Source organism: Marinicella rhabdoformis, assembly GCF_009671245.1.
Taxonomy (GTDB): domain Bacteria; phylum Pseudomonadota; class Gammaproteobacteria; order Xanthomonadales; family Marinicellaceae; genus Marinicella; species Marinicella rhabdoformis.
Map to the genome: position 1 here is coordinate 348,997 of NZ_VTFS01000001.1, position 23,975 is coordinate 372,971.

Sequence of the window (23,975 nt, forward strand, 5' to 3'; positions counted from 1 at the left end):
GGCAATCATTATACAAAAAAATAAGAACAATATATGACTTTAAGCCATCGACTGTGACTGTGTTATCATGAATAATAAGTAGATACACTTTGATTTTTGACACTGGACCACAGATTGAACATGAGAATCAACCGATGAAGTTTGCAGAGATGGTAATGGCATTCAGCGAAGTGTCTTGGGTGATTGTGGCCTTCACTTTGGGGATGTTAGCCAAGCGGTTTCATTTACCGCCTTTGGTAGGCTTTTTAGTCGCAGGCTTCATCATCCAACACTTCCCCACGCTTAACCTTCAATTATTCAAACAGCTGTCTTCCGTCGGCATTACCCTATTACTCTTTACCATTGGTTTAAAAATCAAAGTCAAAAATCTCATCAAACCACATATTTGGGCAGTCACATCTGTGCATACCCTCTTAACTGTGCTCTTTTTTGCTTTGGTTTTTAAATTTTTCTCATGGTTGGGTATGACGCAATATTTAGGACTATCTAACAATACTTTATTAATCATTGCATTTGCACTGAGTTTTTCCAGCACCGTTTTTGTGGTCAAAATTCTTGAGGACAAAGGTGAATATTATTCACGCCATGGTCGCATTGCTATTGGCGTTTTGGTCATCCAGGATATTTTTGCTGTGTTGTTCATGGCAATTTCCACAGGAAAGCCTCCCTCCGCTTGGGCACTTGGGCTGTTGTTATTGTGGCCTACACGGCATTTAATATCACGCATTTTAAATGCCATGGGCCACGATGAACTGTTGGTATTGTTAGGCTTTATTTTATCTATGGGCGGCTCACTGTTATTTGAATTTGTTGGTATCAAAGGCGATTTAGGTGCCTTAATCATGGGTTTAATGCTGTCCAATCACAGCCGTGCCAGGGACATGGCCAAAACCATGATGTCGTTCAAAGATTTATTCCTGCTTGGGTTCTTTATTTCTATAGGCTTAACTGGCGAACTGACATGGATGCACATTGGCATGGGGTTTGTGTTATTGGCTTTGGTGCTGTTTAAATCCGCTTTGTTTTATTTACTGTTCACTCGGTTTAAATTACGAGCACGAACCAGTTTGATGGCCACATTGAACTTAAGTAACTACAGTGAGTTTGGTCTAATTGTTGTTGCCATGTGTGTGGCCAATCAATGGATATCAGCCTCCTGGTTGGTGACCATTGCTGTGGCCATGACCTTATCTCAAATATTGGCAGCTATATTAAACGCTCAAGCCCATCACAACTTTGTTAAATACCGGAGCTGGTGGCGTCGTTGGCAAAGGAAAGAACGACTTGCAGATGACCAGGAAGTCGACATCTCTGGTGCTGAAGTTGCCATTATTGGCATAGGCCGAGTTGGCTGTGGTGCGTATGACAGCATGCATGAATATTTAGGAAACCGTGTGATTGGCATTGATATCAACCCTGATGTGATTGCTGATAAAGCCAGTCCTGATCGTCGTATGATTCAAGGAGACCCAAGTGATGCTGACTTTTGGGACCGTGTACTAGAAAGCCATGAGTTAAAGTTGGTGATGATTGCATTACCTAACATCAATGCTTCTATGGCAGTGGTTGAACAACTGAAAGCACTAAATTTTGATGGCCAAATTGCTGCCACCACCCACTTTGAAGAAGAAATAGAAGCCTATAAAGATGCAGGTGTTCACAGTGTATTCAACGTCTTCATACAAGCTGGCAGTGGTTTCACACAACAGGTATTAAGCCAGGGAATGTGTGACAAAATCTTGCAAGGGCCCGCTTCTAAGCTATAACAAGCTCCTTTGATTGGCCCGTAAACCCCAAAAAAGGGGTTGATCATTAAATGCAACGATCAATGCGTTAAAACATCTTGGATTGAAGCTTTTTCCAATGCCTTTTCTATCAATTCATAACTGGGTCTGATGCGATGATCTTCTGATAGCTGCAGGTTGATTTTTTGTTTACTGCCGATGTAATGGACATAAATTTGGGCTTTTCCACGACCAAATTCACTCAATAAATCGTCTATATCTTTCACCAATTGTTCGCTGTTCTTTTCGCTGACAAAACACAAGCGATCACAATACATGGCAATGGCCGAATTGAGGTCAATCATACTGCTGATAGTACAAGCGAAGTACTCTTTGTCATCTTCCCCCTCTTTGCCTTTGAAAGTGCGTTTTCCAGCAGCACCTTCTATCATCACGATATCATAGGTGTTGAGCAACTCTTGGTATTCTTCGAACTGTTTGGCAGTTAAGGTGAACTCATAACTGCCTGAGGCATCTGACAGCATCATTTTCATTTTGTCATTAAAACCAGGCCTGATACCAGTAATCATACCCAGCATGCGAAAATCACCACCTGATTCCATCAATTTATTCATTTCAACCATGCGTTTCATTTCATAACTGCATTGGTTGGCCAAATAGGACCTGGCAGGCCTGATGGGGTGATCTGACATGAACGAACCTAAGACTGCCTTTTCTGCTAACAACTTCTCTAACAGTGGCATTTCTTCAACTTCAGGCAACGAAATGCTTTGGTAGCTGTTGTCCGCCATACCGCCAAATAAATCAAACTGCCCAGCATCTCGGTCTTTGCTTTGTTGATCTGCGGCTTTAACGACTTGTTCCATACCCTGTAGCAGTTGATTTCGATTGTTGTGTAGATGGTCAAAAGCACCGCCATTAATCAAGGCCACCAAGGTGCGTTTGTTACATTTACGTAAGTTGACGCGGTTACACAGGTCTTGGAATGATTTGTACGGGCCTGATTGCTCACGCTGAAAAACGATGTCTTCAATCGCACCCTCGCCCACACCTTTAATGGCTCCCAAACCATATTGAATCGCGCCATCGCGCGCCTTGAATCGATAAACCGAATGATTCACATCAGGCATTTTAACTTCAATACCAAAGTTATTGATGTCTTGAATTTGGTTAACAATTTTATCTGTTGAATCCATATCTGCAGATAAAACAGCAGCCATAAAGTGAGCTGGATAATGAGTTTTTAAATAAGCGGTCTGATAAGAAACCAAAGCATAAGCCGCTGAATGGGATTTATTAAATCCATAACCCGCAAAAGTTTCAATGTTTTTAAATATTTTAGCGGCGAGCTCACCATCAACGTCATTCTCTACCGCGCCATCAATAAAGATTTGCTTCTGTTGTTCCATCACCTCAGCAATTTTTTTACCCATCGCTTTACGTAAGATGTCCGCCCCACCCAAAGTATAATTGGACAGCACTTGTGCAATTTGCATCACTTGCTCTTGGTACAAAATCACGCCGTATGTGGGCTTGAGGATTTCTTCCAAACTGTCATGCATATAGTCAGGCTGTTCTTGGCCGTGTTTACATTTCACATAAGTGTCCACCATGCCTGAATCCAAAGGGCCTGGTCGAAACAATGCCACCAAAGCAATGATGTCTTCAAAACAGTCTGGTTTCAAACGTGTGATCAGCGCTTGCATGCCCGCAGATTCCAACTGGAATACAGAAGTTGTTTTGGCAGCCCTCAGCAATTCAAACGTCGGCTCATCATCCAAAGGAATCAAATCGATGTCTATTTTTTCACCCGTTTGGTTCTCTATCGACTTTATTGCCCAATCAATGATGGTCAGGGTTTTTAACCCCAAGAAGTCAAACTTTACCAATCCAATGGTTTCAACATCGTCTTTATCGAATTGCGAAACCACGCTTTGTGATTGTTGTTCAATGTAAATCGGGCAAAAGTCTGCAATCGCACTGGGCGCTATCACCACACCACCGGCATGTTTTCCTACATTACGCTTCAACCCTTCTAACTTTAGGCCCAACGAAATCACTTCATTGGCTTCATCATCGGTACGGTTCAATTCCGCCATTTCTGGTGAATCAAGGGCTTCAGTCAAAGTGATACCTAACTCATTAGGGATGACCTTGGCAATTCCATCAACCACAGGATAAGGATAACCCAACACACGGCCTGAATCGCGAATCACTGCTTTTGCCGTCATAGAACCATAAGTGATGATCTGACTGACTTTTTCTTTACCGTACTTTTCACCCACATAAGCAATCACTTCATCACGCCTGTCCATACAAAAATCGACGTCAAAGTCGGGCATGGAAATACGTTCTGGATTCAAGAACCGCTCAAAAAGTAATTCATATTTTAACGGATCTAAGTTGGTGATTTTTAAAACATAAGCGACCAATGAACCTGCCCCTGAACCCCGGCCAGGCCCAACCGGTATGTCATTGTCTTTTGACCACCTGATGAAGTCAGATACAATCAAGAAATAACCCGGAAAGCCCATGCCTAAAATCACTTTAACTTCGTGATGCAAACGTTCAAAGTAGTCGGCTTCTGTATAACCCTCTGCAACCCCGAATGTCGCCAAATGGTTAGTCAATAGCTCATCACACAATTTGGCGAAGTATTCGTCTATGGTCAAGCCATCAGGCACAGGAAAATCTGGTAGAAAATAATCTTTGAAGTTGAAATCTATATTACAACGTTTGGCAATCTCATAGCTGTTTTCGAGCAATACAGGAAATTTACTGTACAGTTGTGACATCTCTTCAGGGTTTCGTAAATACTGCGAATCTGTAAAGTCTTTGTCACGTTTTGGGTCGGCCAAAACATCACCTCGATTGATGCATATTCTGGCTTCATGGGCACTGTAATCTTCTGACGCCATGAAACGCACACGGCCTGACGCGACCATGGGTATGTTTTGATGGGCTGCCATATACATGGCAGCTGCATTGATCTGTTTTTCATTGGGCCGATTAATTTGGGCAACAGCCAAATAATAACGATCGCCAAATGTGCTTTTCCAGTCAACCAAACAATCAACCGCCTGTTCTAACTTTTTACTCTGAATCCAGTAACCCACATCACTGGCCACTGAGTCAGCAAGCGCAATCAAACCACTGTTGTGCGCTTTAATCATTTCAGTGGTGACACAAGGCGTGCCACGACCAATCACATGTTTTTGGGCCTTTGATAGCAATATACTTAAGTTTTTATAACCTGCCTCGTCTTGACACAATAGGGTCATTTCCCATGTTTTGTCAGGCAAGTCTTCGTTTTGCACCAGTACATCAGCACCCACTATGGGTTTGATGCCAGCGTTTTTTGCTGCTTTAAAAAACTTAATAGTGGCAAACAAATTATTCACATCGGTGATGGCCACAGCTGGCATGCCCATGTCTTTGACACTTTTAATCAATTGGGGAATGCGCACGGTTGAGTCAACTATCGAATATTCAGTGTGCACATTTAAATGAACAAAATGTGGATGAGACATCAGAACAGTTCCCCTTGAATCAAGTCTCGAACCGGTGCAAATGTTTTTCTGTGTGCAGCACAAGGCCCATGTTTTTTCAAAGCAATCATGTGTGCAGCTGTACCATAGCCTTTGTGGCGCTCAAAACCATATTCTGGGTGGTCATATCCTAACTCCTGCATCAACTCATCGCGGGCAGACTTCGCCAAAATGCTGGCCGCTGAAATCGCAGCCACTTTACCATCGCCACCAACAATGGCTTCAGAATTTATGCACAAATTCTGTGGAATTTTGTTACCATCTATTTGAACAAAATCAGGTGTAACCGCCAGATCATTCACCGCTTGAGTCATTCCTTTCATGGTGGCCTGAAATATATTGATTTGATCTATTTCTTCTACTGAAACATGAACAACAGTCCATGCCAGTGCGTGTGACTTTATGGGTGCTAACAAAGCCAACCTTTTTTTTTCTGACAATTTTTTAGAGTCATCTAATGCCAATAGTTCATCGGGCAATTCGTCAGGCAATATCACCGCTGAGACTGTTACCGGGCCGGCCAAAGGGCCGCGACCGGCTTCATCGACCCCTGCTGTTAATTTCACTGCCTTCATGATGACTCCAAGAACTGGTGCACCTGGGCCGCTGAAGCACCTTCACTGGGAGACAATAAGCTCAAATGTATTTGTTTGAATCTGGCTTTTAGTTTTGGTAAATCTTTGTCCGTCATTAAATGGTTCAGAGTGGTTAGAAGATTGACTTCTGTTAATTCTTTTTGCATCACTTCAGGCACCAAAAAACCGCCGTGCAATACGTTAGGCAGGCTATAGTAAGGCAGCTGCATCATGCGAAAGGATTTTACTATAAACCATGTAATTTTCGATATTTTATAAGCCACAACCATAGGTGTTTGACACAGCATGGCTTGTAATGCAACAGTGCCTGAACCCAATAAAGCAAAGTCTGCTTGCTTTAACAATTCAGTCGCATCGTCAAACCACAGCATTTTGACTCCTGCCTCTTTTGCCATGGCCTCACATCTTTGTTGTTTTTCTTTTGAAACATTGCAGCTGGCCAATTGTATATTCGGTAGCTGACTGGCTACACGTAAGAATAATGGCATCAACGTTTCTATTTCCCTGTTCCTACTACCAGGCAATATAGCCAATAAAGGCGTTTCATTGTTAGGTTTTGAAAATTCAGGATCAATGTTTTGAGCCAAGCTGTGACCGACAAAACTGGCCCCCATACCCGATGCTCTATAAATCTCTGGTTCAAACGGAAACAAGCACATCACATGATCGATAAATTGTTTCATTTTTTGTACCCGACCGGGTCGCCACGCCCAAACAGATGGGCTGACATAATGCATGACTTTAATGCCATGAAGTTTAAGCGATTTTGCAATGGAAAAATTCAGGTCAGGTGAATCAACGCCAATAAAAACATCCGGTTGATAATCTATGATTTTTTTAACTATGGTCTTTTTTAAACGCAATAACTTGGGTAAGTCTTTCAAGACTTCAAACAAGCCCATAACAGCAAAGTCTTCATTGTCTTGAATGACATTGACACCAGTGGCTTTTATTTTGGGGCCACCAACGGCCATGATTTCATAGCATTCTGGTCTTTTTTGAATTTGTTCTATTAGATCAGCACCCAACAAATCGCTGGAAGCTTCACCTGCCACCAAGGCGATTTTGTAGACTTTTTGTGTCATCAGCGAATGATGCTGCGTTCCGATCGTTCGATGAAATCAATCATCAACTGTACATCATCAGATTCAAGCTTCTTCATCTCTGCTACCGCTTCTGCCAAAGGTAAATCTGACTTATACAACAACCTGAAACCTTTCTTTATCATGCCTATACGCTCTTTTGAAAAACCGCGTCGTTTCAATCCTTCAAAATTAATGGCCCTAGGAATCGCAGGACTGCCTTGTGCCATAACAAAAGGCGGTACGTCTTTTTGAAAACCTGAATCCATAGCAGCAAAAGCATGTGCACCGATTCGACAGAACTGATGTAATTTACTGAAACCACCCAGAATCACATGGTCATGAATGTGAACATGGCCGGCCAAAGTGGTGCCGTTGGCCATAATGGTGTGATTACCCACCTGACAATCATGTGCAATATGAACATAAGCCATGATCCAATTGTCATCCCCCACTTTTGTGATGCCTTTGTCATCAGTCGTGCCCAAATTGATGGTCACATATTCACGGATGGTATTACCATCGCCAATGACAACTTGTGTGTCTTCATCTGCAAATTTTTTATCCTGAGGGTCTTCACCAATAGATGCAAAAGGATAAATTTTGTTATTTTTTCCAATTGAAGTCCGGCCAGAAACCACAACGTGAGACTTTAAAACAGATCCGGAACCTATGGTAACTTTCGGCCCAATAATACAGTAAGGACCAATCACCACATCATCGGCGACTTTTGCCCCTGCTTCAATGATGGCTGTTGAGTGTATCATTTACTCTTCTCTGCACATAAGAACTCTGCTTTGGCCGCAACCTTTCCATCAACTTTTACGGTCCCTGTATACATGGTCATGTTTTTAATGACCTTTTTTATATGGCATTCCATCACCATTTGATCTCCTGGCACAACCACTTTACTGAATTTGGCCTTGTCTACTTTGACCAAATAAAACAAGGCATCATCCGCCTGTCCGTCACGACTCAATTGAGTCAACACACCAGCAGCTTGAGCCATGGCTTCAACTATCATCACACCAGGCATCACTGGATGGTCAGGAAAATGACCTGTAAACTGTGGTTCATTAAAGGTGACATTTTTGATTGCTGTGATGGATTCTCCAGGCACATATGAAAGCACCTTATCGACCAATAAAAAAGGGTAGCGGTGCGGTATCAGGTTCATGATTTCTTCAACGCCTATGGTGCCGTTTGTAACTTCAGTTGTCATTTTATTTTTTTCTCTATTTGATTCACTTTTCTTGCCAATTGATCTAACTGGCGAAATCTGACCGCATTTTTACGCCAGTTTTTGGTTTCTTGTAAAGGTGACGCTGCACTGTAATTGCCTTTTTTCTTTATGCTATGGGTTACCAGGCTCATGGCCTGAACGATCACTTCATCACATATTTTTATGTGGCCAACAATACCAACGCCACCACCAATTAAACAATTTTTACCTATTTGAGTAGACCCTGCAACTGCCGTACAACCTGCAATCACAGTATGGTCACCAATGTGAACATTGTGACCGATTTGAATTTGGTTGTCCAAACGCACATCTTTACCTAATACGGTGTTTTCTATGGCACCGCAATCTACAGTCGTGTTGGCACCAATTTCACAATCATCACCAATAATAACCACACCTGTCTGAGGTATTTTAATCCACCCTTTCGTGTCTCTGGCCAAACCAAATCCATCTGCCCCAATCACAGCACCAGGATGAATGACAACACGATCACCCAAATGACAACCCGCTTCTACAGTCACCCCGGATTTAATGACACAATCATCACCTAAAATCACGCCTTCGGCTATGGTTACATTATTTTCGATTTGACAACCCGCACCAATTTGGCATCCAGGGCCTATAACAGAAAAAGCACCAACACCAACCCCCACACCCAGATTTACAGTGGCATCTATTGCGGTTTGTTGATGTATATTGGCAGGTTTTTTATCGGCTTGAGCAAACAATTGCGCCACTTTAGCAAATGCCACATAAGCATCAGGTGCCAGCAGCACATTACCCTCATAATCAACCGCATCCTGTGTGGTTAAAATCACGGCTCCTGCTTGGGTGTTTCTTAATTGATCTGTGTATTTGGTGTTAGCAAGGAAGCTGATTTGATCGGGTTGTGAAGCAGCTAATGTGCCTACCGAAGAGAGCATATAATCACCGTCACCACGGAAATCTAATTCAAGACTTGCTGCTATTTGCGCCAAAGATTTCATGGCTTTATTATTGGTTGTGGCTTTGTCGCAATTGCGCCAAAATTTCGTCAGTAATGTCCACTTCGTCGTTAACATATAAAATGGCATTAATTAAAATGGCATCAAATCCGTTGTTTTCTGCATACTCTGTTACGACTTTTTTTAGTTCTGCTTGCACCTCATCAACCATTTGAGAGTTTCGAATGGTAATCGCATCTTTTAAATCTTCTTTTGCACGTCGAACCTGACGCTCTAATATTCGAGCGCGCTCTTGTAACTTCAGCAATTCATCAGTAGTCATCAACGGACCTTCTTGTGTGATGCGTTTTTCTAATGAGGAGAGGTCTGATTCTTGTTGTGAAATTTTTTGGTTTTCAGCCTCAAATTCTGCAGTTAAATTTTGGTTTGCTTGCAAAATCTGAGGCGACTCACTGATGAGTATGTTCATGTCCACATAGCCAATTTTACCCGCTGCCCAAAGCACATTGCTGGATAACAATAAAATCAAAATTAGCTGATGCTTGTTCATTTTTTAGAACGTGTTACCAAAGGTAAATTGCAACTTCTCAACATTGTCAAATCGGTCACTGTTAAACGGATAGGCATAGCTTATCACAATTGGACCCATGGGCGCTTGCCATTTAAGGGCAACCCCTGTTGACATCCTTAACTCGCGTGCTTCAAAAGAATCAAAGTCTTCAAAAACGTTACCCACATCAATAAACCAAGCCAATCGTGCCGCATTAGAATCTTTAGCAAATGGTGGAGGGAATATTAATTCCGCAGATCCAACCACTTTAAAAGAACCACCCACAGCATCACCTTCTCTTGAAGTAACGGGCAAATCAGGGTTGTTGAAAAAGTCATCATTGATGGTTGATTTGGGACCCAAAGTATTGTCATCGTAACCGCGTACTGAATTCACACCACCAGTAAAGAAATGTTCGAAGAAAGGCAAGCCGTTGGTATCTCCATAACCATCACCATAACCCACTTCACCTTTCAAAGACAAAGTAAAAGAATCACTCAAAGGGAATAAAATATTTTCCTTCAAGTTAATTTTGTAAAACTCTGCCGTACTGCTAGGTAATGCCGCTTCAATACCAATCGAATGATAGCTACCACTGGTTGGGTTAAAAAAGCGATTACGTGAATCTCTTGCCCACCTCGCTTCTGCTTTATACAAAGTAAAAGCACGTCGGTATTGATATGGAATTTTAATAAATTCTGGATCTTCATCAGTGCCAGAATATGGCGGTATTACGCCATCATTACACTGTGGCGTTAACACAGGTAAATCTTCATCATCCTCAGGCCTGATAATCGTTTGACAGTTATACGCATAACCTCCCAAATCTATCAGCCCATCAATAATTGCTGAAGCACTTGACCCTTCGTTGGCACGCAAAGCAACCCGCTCATATGATAAATTGGTAAAAATGCGGTCAAACTCAGAAATTGGGAAACTTGCTTGAACACCCAAAGAACCATTGGTTGAATTGAATCGTGCTATATTCGCTTCACCTTGGTTAATGTTTGAATAATTCATACTGTACCCTATAGAGATGCCATCATCTGTAAAATAAGGGTCCTGATAAAACAAATTCAAACGTTTATAGTAGTTACTGGTATTAACAGCTACTGATACCGTGTTACCAGACCCCAATAAATTTTGTAATGAAACACTGCCCGATAAATTTAAGCCACTGAGTTGTGAATAACCTACACCAAAAGTGAACTGACCAGAGTTACGCTCTTCAACTTTGACATTCACATCCACTTGGTCATCAGTACCAGGAACCTGAGGCGTTTCGATTTCTACTGTTTCAAAATAAGGTTTTTGCTGCAACCTTAACTTAGACCGGTCTATCAATGCCTGTGAAAACCACGCCCCCTCGAATTGACGCATTTCCCTTCTCAGAACCTCATCTTTGGTTTTCACATTACCAATGAAGTTAACACGCCTGACATAAACTTTTTTACCTGGATTAACAAAGTAAGTCATATCAACAGTTTTATCTTCTTCATTAATTTGTGGTACAGGTTCAACTTCAGCAAAAGCATAGCCACGATTGGCCAAAACACTCTTTAAACGTTCTGCTGAATATTCAACCATATTTTGGGCAAAGTTTTCGCCTTCTTTGGTCATCAGGTATGACATCATTATTTTTTTGTCAAAAATAAATTCACCAGTAATTTCTTGCTTTCCAAAGGTGTGTAATTCACCTTCTTGCATATTGGCTGTGATATAGATGTCTTTTTTATCTTGACTGATTGTGACTTGTACAGATTCCACATCCGTATTAATGTAACCGCGATCCATATAATAAGATTTTAATTTTTCTATATCTCCATTTAATTTTTCTTTGGAGTATTGGTCATCTTGAGAATACCATGACAACCAATTTGATGTGTCAGACTCAAAAACGTCAATTAATTCTTCGTCACTGAAAATGGTGTTCCCCACCACTTTGATGTGTTTAATCTTAGCTGACTTACCTTCATCAATAGTAATAACAATAAACACGCGATTTCTGTCTAAATCTTTAACACGTGTTTTTATTTCAACATTGTATTTACCTCGAGAAAAAAACTGTCTGGTCAATTCATTTTGAACACGGTCCAGTTCTAACTTATTGTAAACTTCGCCTTCAGCCAAACCGATATTACTCAACCCAGCCATCAACTCTTCGGTTTTGATACTTTTGTTACCCGTAATACTGATGGTGGCAATTGCTGGACGCTCAACAACACGAACAATCAAAACATCGCCATCCTTTGCCAGTTTTACATCTTCAAAATACCCTGTACCAAACACGCGTCTGACAGAAGCTCGTACCATTTCTGAATTGACTTCATCACCACGTTTGATTGGTAAATATGAAAATATGGTCCCGTGAGAGATTCGATCAGCACCAATAATTCTGATATCTGAAACTGTAAACGGTTCTACTGCATGCGCAGAAAAGCCGAGCACCAACATAAGTAAAAATAATTTTCGCATAGTTTTTATCGTTATTTTTTCGCTGTATTTTAAGACAAGGAACGTAAAATGTCGTTATAAAATGCTACGGACATCAAAGAAAGTAGCAGAAACATACCCACCATCTGGGCTCTTATTTCAAAACGCTCACTCAAAGGAGCGCCTTTAATTTTTTCAAAAGCAAGGAATAACATTTGACCACCATCCAACATAGGCACTGGCATCAAGTTGATAATACCCAGGCTCAAGCTAACCAAAGCAAGGAAAGATAAATACCAAGCAAATCCTCGTCCGGCAGATTCATTGGCCACTTGTGCAATGGTAATTGGACCTGATAAATTCTTAACTGAAGCTTTGCCAGTCACCAACTTCCACATCATTTCCAAAGACTTTGAAGTAATTTTACCCGTTTCATTCCACGCTTGACCCAGGGCCTTCAAAGGGCCATAGCTTAATGTAAAGTACATTTCTCGCATAAATGCGATGTCTTTTTTAGCTGGATTCTGAGGCCTGACACCTAAAACTTTCTTATTCTCATCATCTGGGTTTACCGCTAATTTTTCTAACGTAATTTGTTGTTCTTTACCACTTCTGATGAATCTAATTTCAACTGGTGGCCGATTAATTTTTTGAACGGATTCAACCAAACCATACCAATCATTAACCACTTCACCATTGATATGTGTGATTTCATCTCCCTGCCTCAAACCAGCTTGTGATGCCGGCAAATTTTTATCCAATTCTGCCATGATAGCAGGGGCAGGAATGCGCCAGGGCGACAAACCGATATGATCTATTAAATCCTCTTCCGACACATGTTCTGGTACAGTCGAAAGCGGCAAGATTCTATTCACCAAAGAACCATTTATGGTTTCAACCTCGACCTCAATATCCAAACGGTCAATACCAGCGGTAATCAACGCCAAAGAAACATCGGACCAGGTTTTAATCTCCTCATTGGCCATTCTTCTCAAACGATCACCATATTCAAAACCAGCAGATGCCATGGTTTTTTGTGGCTCACCCAATGTGGGTTGAATTTCTTGTTTACCAACAACAAACATCAACCAATACAAAACAAACGCAAGTATGAAGTTAAACGCAGGTCCAGCAACCATAATCAACATGCGTTGATATATGGGTTTATTGTTGTACACCTCATGCGCAGGCTCACCACTGATTTCGCAGTCTCTGCTGTCTAACAACTTAACATAGCCACCGAGAGGAATGGGGGCAATGGCTATTTCTGTTCCATGTTTATCGTACCGTGACCAAATGGGCTTACCAAAACCCACACAAAATCTGATGACTTTTACACCAAATCTACGCGCCACCCAAAAATGACCCATTTCATGAATGGTAACTAAAACGCCTAAAGTGACGATTAACCAGAAAATATTACCTAAAACTGTCATATTGAAAATTTCTGTTGAATGAATTGTTGTGTTAATAGCCTGACTTCATGATCCGTACTGGATAATTGAGCCAAAGATTCTACATCATCAAAATCAAAACGATTCATTATAAAAGCATTGATATTCGCAATGTCCATGAATTTGATATTACCTTTCAGGAATTCAGCCACACTGATTTCATTGGCAGCATTCAATACCGCTGGTGCGGTACCGCCTTTTTTTATGGCTTCTCGAGCCAAGGTCAGACAGGGAAACTTTTCATCGTCCGGCGCCAAAAAGTCAAGCCGAGAAAGCGCAATTAAATCTAAGAAATCTCCATCATTGGCTAATCGATCTCTTAAACCCAATCCATAAGAAATCGGGATTTGCATGTCTGGCGTTCCTAGTTGTGCCAACACCGATCCATCAATATAGTGCACCAAGGAATGTATCGTACTTTGTGGATGAACCACAACTTCAATGTGATGTTCAGGCATATTGAACAACCAGTGGGCTTCAATCACTTCGAGGCCTTTATTCATCAAAGTGGCAGAATCAACAGATATTTTCGCACCCATATCCCATTGCGGATGGGCCACTGCTTGAGCAGGTGTGATGTGTTGAAATTCAGACAGTGGCTTTGACCAAAAGGGTCCGCCCGAGGCAGTTAATGTCAAATGTGACACACGTTCTGGTGTGATTCCCGTTTGGTAATTTTGAGGCAAACATTGGTACAGCGCATTGTGCTCTGAATCCAAAGGTATGATGTGTGCGCCTGTCTTTAATGACAAAGGCATCAGTAAAGCACCGGCAGCCACAACAGACTCTTTATTCGCCAATAACAGTGTTTTCCCTGCTTCAGTAGCTGCCAAAACTGAAGACATGCCTGCACTACCAACTATGGCCGCAACGACAAGGTCTATCTCAGTCATTTTCACTAATTCATCCAATGCATCTGATCCACTGTGAATGGAGACATTTATATCGTTCAATTCAGACTTTAATAAAAGATAACTCTGCTCATCTGTTATGACAACATGCTGGGGTTTGAACTCTGTGATTAATTGTAATGCTTTTTTCCAATTGCTATGGGCACTCAAAGCGAACAAGTTAAACTGATCTGGATGCTTTCTTAAAATGGCACAGGTAGAATCACCAATTGACCCTGTGGCTCCCAATAAGGCAACTTGTTTCATAACACAAACAACAGCATATAATACAATGGCGCTGCTGCAATCAAGCTGTCAAAGCGGTCAATAAAACCACCATGGCCAGGTAATAAATTTGAACTGTCTTTAATACCTGCTTGGCGTTTACCCAAGCTGGCCGCCAAATCACCTACAACTGAAAACAAAGCCACCAATGGGAAGACCCACAAACTTGTTTGCCAGTCTATCGGCATATAATGCGAAACCATCAAGGCAAACCCAATAACAAATAACTGTGCACCAATGACACCTTCCCATGTTTTACCTGGGCTGATATTGATCGCCAACTTGTTTTTTCCAAAAGTTTTACCACTGAAATAGGCGCCAACATCTGCCACCCAAATAGTCAGCAACAATATCAATGCCCACCATTGTCCTTGATCTTCTACCCGAATCATCAAAAAGGCAATTGCAAACAAAGCAATGGCTTCAGTACCCAATATGGCTTTTAAAAACAATTGCGCTTTTCTGTTTTCATGACCCAATTTAAATTGCCACAACCACAATAATGCCACAACCCAAACCAACCCAAATGCTATCAGTACATAATGTTGAGCAAACCCTGGCGTTACCATCATCAAATGAGCAAAATAACAACTACCTGCAGTGACTATAACCGCTAACACAATAGAAGCCATGAAAGGTAAGCGGTTCATCTTCAGCCACTCATACACACTGGCCACTTGAATCACAGCGGTCAATGCCATGAACCATTTCTTATCGCCCCAAATGACAATAGCCAAAACCAAAGGCCCCAGTAATAAAGCGGTTATTATTCTTTGTTTAAGCATTGATTTGCTCGCTTGTTTGGCCGAAACGGCGTTCTCTTTTTAAATACCTTTCAACAACTGATTGTACATGTGTTTCATCAAAATCAGGCCACAACATATCTTCAAAGAAAATTTCTGCATAGGCAGATTGCCACAATAAAAAGTTAGAAATCCTGTGCTCTCCACCTGTTCTGATTAATACATCAACATCAGGTTGGCCTGAAAGTGACAAATGTGCAGCAAACTCTTCCTGACCTAAGTGCTGAATTAATTCAGGTGCAGCCAAAACTTTTTCACAACATTGTTTAGCTGCCTGCACAATGTCCCATTGACCACCGTAATTAACCGCAATGTTAAGCATCAGTCGTTGATTTTCTGGAATTTTAGATGAGGCTTGAGACATTTTTGTTTGCAGCTTTTCTGAAAAACGAGATAAATCCCCAATGAAGTTTAACCTCACGCCTTGGGCATTCAATTCGGGTGTTTCTTTTTGGATTGAGTTGAGAAACAGATCCATCAGTTTACTGACTTCTTTTTCTGGCCTGTTCCAGTTTTCACTACTGAAGGCAAATAAAGTCAAATGTGGAATGCCTAATTTGGCTACAGCTTGAATCGTCTTTCTAACAGCCTTAACCCCGGCTTGGTGTCCCATAGTCCGAGGTCGCTTTCTTTGAGTCGCCCATCGCCCGTTTCCGTCCATGATGATGGCGATGTGCTGAATTGACATAGTTAAAATCTCTGGATAAATATAAATTATATTTCCATCAACTCTTTTTCTTTCTCTGCAACCACTTCATCAACTTTTTTAACATATTGATCGGTCACATCTTGAATTTGCTTTTCACCACCGTGCAAATCATCTTCAGTGATGTCTTTATCATTCAAAAGGTTTTTTAATGATGTGTTCGCATCACGACGGATATTTCTAATCGCAATCTTGCTGTTTTCTGCAATTGAACCCACAACTTTAACCAATTCTTTACGACGCTCTTCAGTTAAAGGAGGTAGAGGGATTCGTATGGTCATGCCAGCACTGACAGGATTTAATCCTAAACTGGAACTCATGATGGCCTTTTCAATCGGCTGTATCATGGTTTTTTCCCAAGGTGTTACTGTCAATGTTCTTGAATCTTGTACTGCCACGTTAGCCACTTGATTTAAGGCCGTAGCAGAACCGTAATAATCAACTGTCATCCCATCTAACAAGCTGGTATTAGCACGCCCTGTTCTTACGCCCTTTAATTCATGGTGTAATGAATCTATGCTCTTACTCATTCTGTCGCCAGCTTCTTTGACTATGTCATTTATCATTTAATTCTCCAATAATCAGGCAAATAATTAGCCAGTATCTGACCCTAGGTCAGAAAAATTAAGCAGTAACAATGGTACCGATATTGGCACCTTTGACTATTTCCATTAGGGCATTTTCTTTGCCCATATTAAATATTTGAATTGGCATTTTGCGATCACGACACAAAACAACAGCGGCAGTATCCATGACAGCCAATTTGCGTTCAATGACTTCATCATAAGTCAAATGATCGTATTTGAATGCAGATGGGTCTTTTACCGGGTCAGCTGAATAAATACCATCAACTTTTGTTGCCTTTAGTACCACATCAGCATTGATTTCAATCGCCCTTAAACTGGCAGCTGAATCTGTTGTAAAAAAAGGATTACCAATGCCTGCAGCAAACACGGTGACATTACCTTTCGCCAAATGTCGAATAGCACGGCGTCTGATATAATCTTCACAGACTTCATGAATTTGAATGGCCGACATGACTCGAACCTTCATGCCCTGGTTTTCTAAGGCATTTTGTAATGCCAAAGAATTCATCACGGTGGCCAACATACCCATGTGGTCACCAGTAACACGATCGATACCGGACTCACTGAGTCCGGCACCGCGAAAGATGTTGCCGCCACCAATGACGATGCCTATCTCAATACCCAAAGCATGGACTTGAGCGATCTCTTCAGAGATGCGATTGATGACCTGAGGATCAATTCCATAATCCTCAGACCCCATTAAGGCTTCACCACTGAGCTTCAGCAGTATGCGTTTGTATTTTATCGAATCAATTGCCACGGGCTTGTGCCATTACTTCCTCAACAAAGTTATCTTCTTTTTTCTCGATACCTTCGCCAACTTCAAATCGCACAAATTCTACCACATCAGCATTGTTGCTATTCAATAATTTTTCAACAGTTGTGTCCGGGTCTTTAACAAAGTTTTGACCTTTCAAAGTGATTTCAGCCAAGTATTTGCGAATACGGCCACCAACCATTTTCTCAATGATTTCGGCAGGCTTGCCAGAATCAGCAGCTTGAGCGATCAAAATTTCTTTCTCTTTTTCTAACACATCTTGTGGCACATCAGACTCAGAAACGAATTCAGGATTAACAGCCGCTACGTGCATGGCCAAGTCTTTAATCAAATCTTGTGAAGCACCTATTGCAGAAACAACAACACCGATGTTTTTACCATGTGAATAAACACCCACTTCACCATCTGTAGCAGAAATTACCTGTACACGACGAATTTGAACATTTTCTCCAATCTTAGCAACCAAGTTAGCACGTGCTTCTTCAATTGTTTTACCATCAACTTCAACGGCAGAAATCGCTTCAACTGACTCAGTTTTATTGTCCAATGCAGCTTGTACAACCATGTCTGTAAAACCTAAAAAGTTTTCATCTTTGGCTACAAAATCTGTCTCACAGTTAATTTCAACCATGACAGCCGTCTTATTGTCAGCAGCAGCAGCAATTTTAACAATGCCATCAGCAGCAACACGACCTGATTTCTTAGCAGCTTTAGCAGCACCAGATTTTCTCATGTTTTCAATGGCCACTTCGATGTTACCATCTGTTTCAACCAATGCTTTTTTACATTCCATCATGCCCGCGCCAGTGATCTCGCGCAGCTCTTTTACCATAGCAGCAGTAATACTCATTTTGATACCTCTTAATTTATATAAAACTGGCCCGTCTAAAAGAACGAGCCAGCTATCAAACTTTATGTAACCCGAAAACCGGATTATTGTCTAAAATTACTCTTCAGCTTTTTTAGCCACTTTCTTTTTTGTGACTTTTTTCTTGGTCACTTTCTTTTCTTCAGCAGGTGCTTCAGTAGCGTCATTTTCAGCTTTCACTTCTTCAGTTTTGGCTTCTTCGGCTTTAACGGCTTCTTTGGCTTCAGCTTTAGGTGCAGGTTTTGCAGCTTCTTTAACATCAATTTGCATTGAAGCCTTACCTTCTAAGATAGAATCAGCAGCTGTACCTAAGTACAAACGAATCGCTTTCATTGCATCATCATTTGCAGGAATAACGTAATCAACATTGGTTGTTAAGTTGTTTGTGTCAACAACAGCAACAACTGGAATCCCTAATTTTTTAGCTTCGTTAATGGCAATGGTTTCATAACGTGTGTCGATGATAAACAATGCTTCAGGCAAACCTTTCATGTCCTTGATGCCGCCCAAGGTTTTTTCTAACTTGATACGTTCTCTGTCCATGTTCAATTGTTCTTTCTTAACAAACTTCTCGATACGACCATCAGCTTGCATAGACTCAATGTCTTTCAATCTTTTGATTGATGCTTTTACTGTTTTGTAGTTTGTTAACATACCACCTAACCAGCGGTGAGAAACGAAAGGCATACCACAACGGGTTGCTTCTTCTTTGATTGCTTTGCTTGCAGCACGCTTGGTACCAACAAACATCACTTTGCCGCGACGTGAAGCAATGGTGCTGATGAAGTTCATCGCATCATTGAACATTTCTTCTGTTTTACGCAAATCGATAACGTGAATTTTGTTTCTTGAACCAAAAATGTATGGTGCCATTTTAGGGTTCCAGTATCTGGTATTGTGACCAAAGTGGGCACCAGCCTCCAGCAGCTGTTTGACATTAATTTTTGCCATTATAATTTCCTATTTAATTTAGGGTTGTAACAAAACACCATACTTTTCAAGACAACCAACCTTTATCAGATCAGCACCCAGCCTGTGAACCAGGTATGGTGTCGAATTAATTGCTTTTTAAAAGTGTAGCAACAAACACGAAAGCCAGAATTTAAATCCTGGCTTTATCAAGTGTCAAATCAATTACTTGATTTTCTTCTCTTTATAAATCACATGTTTTCTGACAACTGGATCATATTTTTTTATTTCCATTTTGTCAGGTGTGGTTTTTTTGTTTTTATCGGTTGTGTAATAGTGACCTGTTCCAGCACTTGAAACCAATTTTATTTTATCTCTCATGATTATACCTTCTCGCCACGGTAACGCATTTCAGCCAAAACGGCATCGATACCTTTTTTATCAATGATTCTCATGCCTTTGGCAGAGACCCTTAATTTAACCCATTTGTTTTCTGTCTCAACCCAAAAACGATGTGTTTGTAAGTTAGGCAAAAATCTTCTGCGGGTTTTGTTCATGGCGTGAGAAACGTTGTTTCCAACCGTAGTTTTCTTTCCAGTAACCTGGCAAACTCTTGACATAATATTCTCCTTGGTTGATTACTTCTTAACGTCCAACTTCTCGGTAATACGAGCCGCTTTACCTTCTCTACCACGCAAGTAGTACAACTTGGCGCGACGCACTTTACCACGACGTTTAACAGTCACACTGTCAATCATAGGGCTGTGTGTTTGGAACACACGCTCTACGCCTTCACCGTATGAAATTTTTCTTACTGTAAACGCTGAATTGATACCACGATTTTTAACCGCAATAACAACACCTTCGTAGTTTTGAACACGTTCACGTGTACCGTCAACGACTTTTACACCTACGATGACTGTATCACCAGGGCTGAACGCAGGTAAATCACTGCGTAATTGCGCAGCTTCCAATTGTTTTATAATGTCACTCATGATTAGATCTCATTATTTTATATTCTTATTGGTACATGAGTGACTTTTCAGTCCCCAGAGGTGCCGGCTATTAAGTCAGGTCTTTTCTGTTTTGTTACTGTCAAAGCTTGTTGTGATTTCCACTCGGCTATGGCCTTGTGATTCCCACTTAACAAAACATCGGGGACACCTGACTGTCCCAACAATTCTGATCTGGTGTATTGTGGTGGCGCCAACATCGACGTCATAAACGAATCCGTTTTGGCCGATTCTTCAGCACCCAAAACACCTTTTATCTGTCTGGCCACTGCATCTATTAAAACACAAGCTGCCAATTCACCACCGCTGATCACATAATCACCGAGGGAAATTTCTTCATCAACATATCCATCAAGGAACCGTTGATCTATGCCTTCGTAACGCCCACACAACAATGTCAAGGCAGGCAACTCCGACCAATCATTACACAGTTTTTGTGTCACTTTTTGACCCTGAGGTGACATAAAAACCAAAGGTCCAGATTCACCTTTATTCTTTATATCTTGCCATGTTCGGAACAGCGGATCATGCATCATAACCATGCCTGCGCCACCGCCAAAAGGCTTGTCATCAATAGTATTGTGCTTGTTTTGCGCATAATCTCGAGGATTAAACAAAACAAGCTCTATGACACCTTGTTTGATGGCGCGACCAATCACACCATAAGACAAAGCATCACTCACCATTTGTGGAAACAAGGTGATGACATTCAGCCGCATTTACTCAGCCTCTTGCCAATCCACCCTTATCACGCCTTCAGTCAATGAAACTGACTGAATAGTCTCCGGCTCAACAAAAGGAATTAAAACCTCTGCTACACCTTTGACCACTAAAACGTCATTGGCACCTGTTTCAAACAGCGAATCCACCACACCCAGTTCTTCACCACCTTTATTAATGACTTTCAATCCGACCAAATCTCGCCAGTAATACTCATCATTAGGTAAGGCTTTCAACTGTGTGGGCGCAATAGCCACTTCCAAACCAATCAAAGCTTCAGCTTTACTGCGGTTATCCACACCTTTAAAGTATGCAACCACTGTTTTGCCGTGCTTTTTGGACTTGATTCCTTTGTATAACTGCCCACCCACAATCCAATCGCGATAGACAGTGATATTTTCCATCGGCTGTGTGTAAGAAAAAACCTTCACCCAACCTTGAACACCAAAGTGACCAACAACCTTTCCTAAAGTTATTATGTCACCACTCACGGTGTTTTATGCCGCTTTTTGTGCTTGTTTAACCAAAGAGCCTACACGATCAGACATTTGTGCGCCTTGACCAACCCAATGGTTAATTCTTTCTAAATCCAAGTTCAATCGAACTTCTTGACCACGAGCCATAGGATTGAAGAAACCTAAACGCTCTAATGCTTTACCGTCACCCGCGTTGCGAGAATCAGTAGCGATAACTTTGTAGAAAGGTGCGCGTTTGGCGCCATGCCTTACCAACTTAATTTTGACCATATTAACCTCTAAAAAATTCAGGGCATTAAAAAAGACCGCGAATTGTAATGGATATACAATCGTTTTGATAGCTTTTATTCACTTTTTTTAAAGCAATCAGCCAGAAATTAGCACTCAGGCAATGGGACCTATTTCTTTGGCATCTAAAATGCCATGACGAATGGCCATGTGCGTCAATTCCACTTCATTGCGAAGTGACATTTTTTCCAACACCCTGTATTTATAAGTTGCCACTGTTTTGTCCGTTAATTCTAGCACACCAGCTATTTCTTTGGCCTTCTTCCCTCGAACCAACAACATCGCCACATCCAGTTCACGAGAAGTTAACACATCAAACGGCGATTCTTTATACCCACCTGGCAACATGGCCAGCGCCATCTGCTGCGCAATATCCGCACCAACATACCGCTGACCCATTGACACTTTTTTAATTGCATCCTCTAATTCTTCGGCTGCACACCCTTTGGTCAAATACCCCATCGCACCGGCATCCAACAATTTCTTCGGATACGGATTTTCAGCATGTATGGTTAGGATAATTATCCTCACATAAGGGTCAATCTGTGTAATTCGCCTGGTGGCCTCTAAACCATTCACTTTTGGCATATTCACATCCATTAACACCACATCAGGCTTCAACTCTTTAACCAAATTCAAAGCTTCCATGCCATCGCTGCATTCACCAATGATTTTTACACCAGACATTTTTTCTGCCACCAGCTTCAGTCCCGTGCGGACAATATCATGATCATCTACCAGTATCACTTTAATCATTTTAACCTTCCCTCCCCTGCTTGTATTTTCAAACCTTAACAAACAAATTCATTCACTTTTATAATTATTCATTATAATACCGCAATGATTACCCTAAAACCAGCAAATAAACCCACACCAAGTAACCAACAATACGGACTGGCCTTGGCTGGTGGCGGCCCATTAGGCGGCTTTTATGAACTCGGTGCACTGTGCGCACTGCAAGACTCAATCAAACGCGTCGATTTGACCGATTTAGATGTGTACGTCGGCGTCAGCGCAGGTGCCTTTATTGCCGCCGGCTTGGCCAATGGCATCAGCTTGCCTTATATGTGTGACATTTTCGCATCGAATAAAAAAACAGAAACACCTTTTAACCCAGACCATTTTTTACAGCCGGCCTACAAAGATTATGTAAAAAACTTAGCCAAAACACCTTTGTTGGTTGGCAAGTCACTACTTAAGTGGGCAAAAAACCCATTACATACCAGTATTGTAGACATGCTTGAAGTGACAGGCAAAGCCCTGCCCACCGGTGTTTTTAACAACAGCAAGCTGGAACATTTTTTAAATACCGTATTTACCAAGTACGGACAAAGTAATGATTTCAGAGAATTATCAAAAAAATTGTATATCATTGCCTGTGAATTAAACAGCGGGAAAATAGCCACATTCAGTACTGATAACAACAGCGATGTCCCCATATCAAAAGCTGTTCAAGCATCATCTGCCTTGCCCGGCTTGTATTCGCCTGTAAAAATTAAAAACCAAATGTATGTCGATGGTGCCCTAAGACGCACCATGAACGCATCAGCAGCATTGAAACAGGGTGTACATTTGTTGTTTGCCATCAACCCCATCGTTCCATTCAAACGATCGGAACAGATTGATGACAAAGGATTGGTTGAAGGTGGTTTGCCACTGGTACTGTCTCAAACTTTTCGATCTGTGGTTCAATCAAGATTAAAAACTGGCTTAGCCAAGTATAAGGATGACTACCCAGAAGCTGACATTATATTGGTAGAACCTGACCAAAATGATGAAGTCATGTTCAAAAGCAACTTGTTCAGTTACTCACAAAGGGCTAACCTGTGTGACTATGCCTACAGACACACACGCCAACAGTTAATCAAACGAAAAGACGAGATCAATGCCATCTTGGAAAGACACGGCCTGGCATTCAATAACGACAACCTCAACGACAATAGTCGTGACATTGAGTCCTTCATCAACAACAAGCCCAGCCAAGTCAGCTGGTCAGACCAAATCAATTCAAGCTTAGACGCCCTAGAACGTCAATTGAAAGCCAAAAGCTGATTGTT

The 23,975-nt window shown here is 41.4% G+C and carries 25 protein-coding genes; 2 read left to right on the forward strand and 23 right to left on the reverse strand.

Features of this window, described 5'->3' with window-relative positions; genetic code table 11:
• Positions 1–134: 134 nt before the first annotated feature.
• Complete coding sequence (locus FET73_RS01560) at positions 135–1,766, forward strand: cation:proton antiporter family protein (RefSeq protein ID WP_154222152.1); 1,632 nt, start codon at positions 135–137, stop codon at positions 1,764–1,766.
• 59 nt (positions 1,767–1,825) lie between these two features.
• On the opposite strand, the gene dnaE is transcribed toward FET73_RS01560, so the two are convergent.
• From dnaE to FET73_RS01675, 23 genes are all read right to left on the reverse strand, one after another.
• Positions 1,826–5,275 carry a DNA polymerase III subunit alpha gene (gene dnaE / locus FET73_RS01565; RefSeq protein WP_154222153.1) on the reverse strand — a complete coding sequence of 1,150 codons (3,450 nt, stop codon included), beginning with the start codon at positions 5,273–5,275 and terminating at the stop codon, positions 1,826–1,828.
• Positions 5,275–5,868 (reverse strand): ribonuclease HII, encoded by a 594-nt coding sequence (locus FET73_RS01570; protein WP_154222154.1) that lies wholly within the window; start codon positions 5,866–5,868, stop codon positions 5,275–5,277. The genes dnaE and FET73_RS01570 overlap by 1 nt, the downstream gene beginning before the upstream one ends.
• A complete protein-coding gene (lpxB, locus tag FET73_RS01575; protein WP_154222155.1) occupies positions 5,865–6,974 on the reverse strand; it encodes a lipid-A-disaccharide synthase in 1,110 nt (369 codons plus the stop codon). Before lpxB ends, FET73_RS01570 begins: the two co-directional genes overlap by 4 nt.
• On the reverse strand, positions 6,974–7,738 hold the full coding sequence (gene lpxA, locus FET73_RS01580; protein WP_154222156.1) for an acyl-ACP--UDP-N-acetylglucosamine O-acyltransferase: 765 nt from the start codon (positions 7,736–7,738) through the stop codon (positions 6,974–6,976). Before lpxA ends, lpxB begins: the two co-directional genes overlap by 1 nt.
• Positions 7,735–8,193, reverse strand: a complete 459-nt coding sequence (fabZ, locus tag FET73_RS01585) for a 3-hydroxyacyl-ACP dehydratase FabZ (RefSeq protein ID WP_154222157.1) — start codon at positions 8,191–8,193, stop codon at positions 7,735–7,737. The genes lpxA and fabZ overlap by 4 nt, the downstream gene beginning before the upstream one ends.
• Positions 8,190–9,200 carry a UDP-3-O-(3-hydroxymyristoyl)glucosamine N-acyltransferase gene (gene lpxD / locus FET73_RS01590; protein ID WP_154222158.1) on the reverse strand — a complete coding sequence of 337 codons (1,011 nt, stop codon included), beginning with the start codon at positions 9,198–9,200 and terminating at the stop codon, positions 8,190–8,192. Before lpxD ends, fabZ begins: the two co-directional genes overlap by 4 nt.
• A gap of 7 nt (positions 9,201–9,207) precedes the next feature.
• On the reverse strand, positions 9,208–9,708 hold the full coding sequence (locus tag FET73_RS01595; protein WP_154222159.1) for an OmpH/Skp family outer membrane protein: 501 nt from the start codon (positions 9,706–9,708) through the stop codon (positions 9,208–9,210).
• A 3-nt stretch (positions 9,709–9,711) separates the two neighbouring features.
• Positions 9,712–12,183 (reverse strand): outer membrane protein assembly factor BamA, encoded by a 2,472-nt coding sequence (gene bamA / locus FET73_RS01600; RefSeq protein WP_154222160.1) that lies wholly within the window; start codon positions 12,181–12,183, stop codon positions 9,712–9,714.
• Positions 12,184–12,212: 29 nt separating this feature from the next.
• Positions 12,213–13,577, reverse strand: a complete 1,365-nt coding sequence (rseP, locus tag FET73_RS01605) for an RIP metalloprotease RseP (RefSeq protein ID WP_154222161.1) — start codon at positions 13,575–13,577, stop codon at positions 12,213–12,215.
• Positions 13,574–14,752, reverse strand: coding sequence for a 1-deoxy-D-xylulose-5-phosphate reductoisomerase (gene dxr, locus FET73_RS01610; RefSeq protein ID WP_154222162.1), 1,179 nt, complete (start codon positions 14,750–14,752; stop codon positions 13,574–13,576). Before dxr ends, rseP begins: the two co-directional genes overlap by 4 nt.
• Positions 14,749–15,555: a phosphatidate cytidylyltransferase gene (locus tag FET73_RS01615; RefSeq protein ID WP_154222163.1), complete on the reverse strand. Its 807-nt coding sequence runs from the start codon at positions 15,553–15,555 to the stop codon at positions 14,749–14,751. The genes dxr and FET73_RS01615 overlap by 4 nt, the downstream gene beginning before the upstream one ends.
• Positions 15,548–16,261, reverse strand: coding sequence for a polyprenyl diphosphate synthase (uppS, locus tag FET73_RS01620; RefSeq protein WP_154222164.1), 714 nt, complete (start codon positions 16,259–16,261; stop codon positions 15,548–15,550). Before uppS ends, FET73_RS01615 begins: the two co-directional genes overlap by 8 nt.
• A 26-nt stretch (positions 16,262–16,287) precedes the next feature.
• Positions 16,288–16,845 (reverse strand): ribosome recycling factor, encoded by a 558-nt coding sequence (frr, locus tag FET73_RS01625; protein WP_154222165.1) that lies wholly within the window; start codon positions 16,843–16,845, stop codon positions 16,288–16,290.
• 58 nt (positions 16,846–16,903) lie between these two features.
• Positions 16,904–17,620, reverse strand: coding sequence for a UMP kinase (gene pyrH, locus FET73_RS01630; RefSeq protein ID WP_179952133.1), 717 nt, complete (start codon positions 17,618–17,620; stop codon positions 16,904–16,906).
• Positions 17,616–18,494 (reverse strand): translation elongation factor Ts, encoded by an 879-nt coding sequence (tsf, locus tag FET73_RS01635; protein WP_154222166.1) that lies wholly within the window; start codon positions 18,492–18,494, stop codon positions 17,616–17,618. The genes pyrH and tsf overlap by 5 nt, the downstream gene beginning before the upstream one ends.
• 96 nt (positions 18,495–18,590) lie before the next feature.
• On the reverse strand, positions 18,591–19,463 hold the full coding sequence (rpsB, locus tag FET73_RS01640; RefSeq protein WP_154222167.1) for a 30S ribosomal protein S2: 873 nt from the start codon (positions 19,461–19,463) through the stop codon (positions 18,591–18,593).
• 183 nt (positions 19,464–19,646) lie between these two features.
• Positions 19,647–19,802: a 50S ribosomal protein L33 gene (gene rpmG / locus FET73_RS01645; protein WP_154222168.1), complete on the reverse strand. Its 156-nt coding sequence runs from the start codon at positions 19,800–19,802 to the stop codon at positions 19,647–19,649.
• Positions 19,803–19,804: 2 nt separating this feature from the next.
• Positions 19,805–20,041: a 50S ribosomal protein L28 gene (gene rpmB / locus FET73_RS01650; RefSeq protein ID WP_154222169.1), complete on the reverse strand. Its 237-nt coding sequence runs from the start codon at positions 20,039–20,041 to the stop codon at positions 19,805–19,807.
• 18 nt (positions 20,042–20,059) lie between these two features.
• The gene (gene rplS, locus FET73_RS01655; RefSeq protein ID WP_154222170.1) at positions 20,060–20,416 is read right to left on the reverse strand and encodes a 50S ribosomal protein L19; all 357 of its coding nucleotides are present in this window, start codon (positions 20,414–20,416) and stop codon (positions 20,060–20,062) included.
• A gap of 47 nt (positions 20,417–20,463) precedes the next feature.
• Complete coding sequence (gene trmD / locus FET73_RS01660; RefSeq protein ID WP_218944243.1) at positions 20,464–21,153, reverse strand: tRNA (guanosine(37)-N1)-methyltransferase TrmD; 690 nt, start codon at positions 21,151–21,153, stop codon at positions 20,464–20,466.
• Positions 21,154–21,645 carry a ribosome maturation factor RimM gene (rimM, locus tag FET73_RS01665; protein ID WP_179952049.1) on the reverse strand — a complete coding sequence of 164 codons (492 nt, stop codon included), beginning with the start codon at positions 21,643–21,645 and terminating at the stop codon, positions 21,154–21,156.
• Between the two features lie 6 nt (positions 21,646–21,651).
• Positions 21,652–21,900 (reverse strand): 30S ribosomal protein S16, encoded by a 249-nt coding sequence (rpsP, locus tag FET73_RS01670; RefSeq protein ID WP_154222171.1) that lies wholly within the window; start codon positions 21,898–21,900, stop codon positions 21,652–21,654.
• Positions 21,901–22,014: 114 nt separating this feature from the next.
• Complete coding sequence (locus FET73_RS01675; protein WP_154222172.1) at positions 22,015–22,674, reverse strand: response regulator; 660 nt, start codon at positions 22,672–22,674, stop codon at positions 22,015–22,017.
• Between the two features lie 84 nt (positions 22,675–22,758).
• Between FET73_RS01675 and FET73_RS01680 the strand changes: the two genes are divergently transcribed.
• A complete protein-coding gene (locus tag FET73_RS01680; protein WP_154222173.1) occupies positions 22,759–23,970 on the forward strand; it encodes a patatin-like phospholipase family protein in 1,212 nt (403 codons plus the stop codon).
• Positions 23,971–23,975: the final 5 nt, after the last annotated feature.